This is a genomic window from Methylobacterium sp. J-001, assembly GCF_022829565.1.
Taxonomy (GTDB): Bacteria; Pseudomonadota; Alphaproteobacteria; order Rhizobiales; family Beijerinckiaceae; genus Methylobacterium.
On the sequence record NZ_JAKSYN010000141.1, the window covers coordinates 1 to 2,418 of the forward strand.

A 2,418-nucleotide genomic window follows, 5' to 3' on the forward strand; every position below is an offset into this window, starting at 1 on the left:
GCACCAGAGGTGTTTATGCCAGCCTTCACTGCTTGGCCGGCTGCGCTCGCCCGACCAGCTCCGCCGGCCAAGCTACCCGTGGCGGAGCGGCCTACCGCGCACTAAATTTAACCTTGGACCACCCTGTGGGGGCCGATCAACCAGCGGTGCGAACGCTCGGCAGCCAGTTTGTCTCGACGTCGAGGAGCAGCCCGTTGATTGTGGATGCACTCCACAAACCGATCGCGCTCAAACCGCCCAGGAACAGCAGAAGTACCGAGAATGCAGCGATGAGTTTGCTGCGGATAGATATGGATGGAAGCGACACAGCGGGCCTCATGAGGCAGCCGTCGATCTAAAAATGCTTGCAGCCGCCGGAGCTATGGCGTGCCTGAGAATAGTTAATGGGCCGCAACGCTAGGCTTTGAAATCAGGCGCCTGCGGCCCTGCAAGGCAGCGGTGTTGTTTCTGGCAAAGCGGTGACTATCGATCCCTATTTCGATAGCGGCGGCCGTCTGGGTGTAGGCCGAGCACATTCATGACGCGGTCCCGAGCTCCGACGTCGGCGATTGGCGCGCCATTCTCAAGCCCGACGATCGCCTCGGGATCGACCTGGGCTAGCGCGGACAAGGTCTCGATCGAGTAGGCCCCACGCACGCGGGCAGCATGGATCTGCGCAGCTAACGCGGCATCCAGGGGGGTGGACTTGTCGTGCAGGTCGCTCATGGGCGAGCGGTACGTGCCGGCCCAGGCCGAAGTTTCCCCCGACGAAGTTTTCTGAAACGCGGCTACTCCATCCCCGGTGGCCGGGGGCGTGGCACGCCAAGCTCGGTCAGGCCGAGGAATAGGGCGACGTGCGTCAGCTCCGCGAGAGAGAACGTGCAGCCGTTGCCGTTCTCGATAGCCGCAATCACCTCGGGCGCGAGGCAGGCCAAGCGGGCTGCGTTGTCCAGGGACAGACGCAGTCGGTCGCGTGCCGGACCAGCGTGCGTCGCGAGGTTGCGCAGCACGACGTGCCGTCGCTCCTCGATCTCATCCATGACAGGTGCCTGATCTCGCGAGGGCTTCAGCCCTCACGAAGCCGTTACAATCACCACGGACCTCAGGAAATACCAAGAGTTGCACTTGTGCCATGCACAATTTGCAGCTGTTGCTCGGCCGCACTAACGGTTGTGCGACGTAATGCGGTACAATCATGAGTCGGTTTTAGACGGCTGGACCGGTAGCTGCGCGTTCCACCCTCCCTCTTGTAGAAAGCTGATCCTGCGATGACCTCCACCAATGCGCCGAAGCTGGCGACCGAAGCCGACCGTGAGATCGGCAGCCGCATCGCGGCGGTTCGGGCGGCGCAGGGTCTGAGTCAGACCGCGCTTGGTCACGCCATTGGGGTCAGCTTCCAGCAGGTGCAGAAATACGAGAAGGGTCGCAATCGCATCGGGGCGAGCCGGCTGCAGAGGATCGCCAATCAGCTCAAGGTGCCGGTCGAGACATTTTTCGCTGGCTTACAGGGAAACGATGACCGGAAGGCCGTTGTCCCGGGCGTCTTCAATGATCCGAAGGTTGTGGAACTTGCCTTCGCGTTCATGGGCATCGCCGACGAGACCACACGCGATAGCGTCCTCTCGATCGTGAAGGCCGCCGCAACGATGCAACAAGAGCATGCTGCTCAGGCATAAGGCCCGCCGAACAGACCGCCGAGGGCTGTCCAAAGGAACAATGGTCGCCACCAAGAGCGCCCGTGAAACCTCGGCCGAGTAGCCGCGGCAGGGTCGGTGCGGCGGGGGAACTGGAGACCGCTAGCACCGGCCCACGGCTACGGATTTTAAGGCGTCTCGGTGGAGTAGTCCGTTGCCATACCCATCGCGGCGATCGAACAGGTTGCTTAACCCGGTTCCTGCACGCGAGCACGCCGGTCGCCGTAGCTTCGCAATGGGATTGAGGCCTTACACCTGCAGCGGTTCCCGCGGCTTGAGCCGCAGCCGCTTGGTCACGCCCCGGGCCAGGACGCCCACAATTTCCAGTTTCGTCTTAGGCGGGACGTTCCGCGCTACGGCTTCTTGCGCCTCATCCGGTGCGGTTGTCAGCACCGCAAAGACCCGCACCGCCTCGTCCTTCTGCGACACGGCCACGAGGTAGGCATGGCGCTTCGGCGAATGCTGCATGGGGCTGGATTACGGGTGGAGTACCGCCACGTCATTGGGGAATAAGCCCGCGTCACAGGTTTCTGCACCACACTCCCGCCGCCATCGGCGAGCGTCCTGAGGACAATGGTGGAAGGCGGCCCGCCGGATATCGAGCCGCTAGAGCGTCGTGAGCAAAATCAGACTCGTGGGTTGCAGTTGTGGATTGATCCTGATTCGCTTCGATGCGGAGGTGGATCATGGGCGGCTGCTACTCGTTGGACCTTCGCGAGCGTGTCATCCAGTTCGTTGCGGACGG

The 2,418-nt window shown here is 62.5% G+C and carries 4 protein-coding genes; 1 reads left to right on the forward strand and 3 read right to left on the reverse strand.

All coding sequences use genetic code 11. The features are described from left to right. Positions 1-462 precede the first annotated feature (462 nt). Both MKK65_RS18580 and MKK65_RS18585 read right to left on the reverse strand, forming a co-directional pair. Entirely contained in the window at positions 463-705 is a 243-nt protein-coding gene (locus MKK65_RS18580) for a hypothetical protein (protein WP_243959598.1), read from the reverse strand. Positions 706-767: 62 nt separating this feature from the next. Beyond that, positions 768-1,019, reverse strand: coding sequence for a hypothetical protein (locus MKK65_RS18585; RefSeq protein WP_243959600.1), 252 nt, complete (start codon positions 1,017-1,019; stop codon positions 768-770). Positions 1,020-1,247: 228 nt separating this feature from the next. Here MKK65_RS18585 and MKK65_RS18590 point away from each other — a divergent pair, with 228 nt between their 5' ends. Next, positions 1,248-1,655 carry a helix-turn-helix domain-containing protein gene (locus MKK65_RS18590; protein ID WP_243959602.1) on the forward strand — a complete coding sequence of 136 codons (408 nt, stop codon included), beginning with the start codon at positions 1,248-1,250 and terminating at the stop codon, positions 1,653-1,655. Between the two features lie 267 nt (positions 1,656-1,922). Here the strand turns inward: MKK65_RS18590 and MKK65_RS18595 are convergent, their stop codons facing one another. Further along, complete coding sequence (locus MKK65_RS18595) at positions 1,923-2,141, reverse strand: hypothetical protein (protein ID WP_243959604.1); 219 nt, start codon at positions 2,139-2,141, stop codon at positions 1,923-1,925. Positions 2,142-2,418 lie beyond the last annotated feature (277 nt).

Coding starts and splice junctions, on each gene's coding strand:
- MKK65_RS18580 (WP_243959598.1), bottom strand. CDS start 705: ATGAGCGACCTGCACGACAAGTCCACCCCCCTGGATGCCGCGTTAGCT.
- MKK65_RS18595 (WP_243959604.1), bottom strand. CDS start 2,141: ATGCAGCATTCGCCGAAGCGCCATGCCTACCTCGTGGCCGTGTCGCAG.
- MKK65_RS18590 (WP_243959602.1), top strand. CDS start 1,248: ATGACCTCCACCAATGCGCCGAAGCTGGCGACCGAAGCCGACCGTGAG.
- MKK65_RS18585 (WP_243959600.1), bottom strand. CDS start 1,019: ATGGATGAGATCGAGGAGCGACGGCACGTCGTGCTGCGCAACCTCGCG.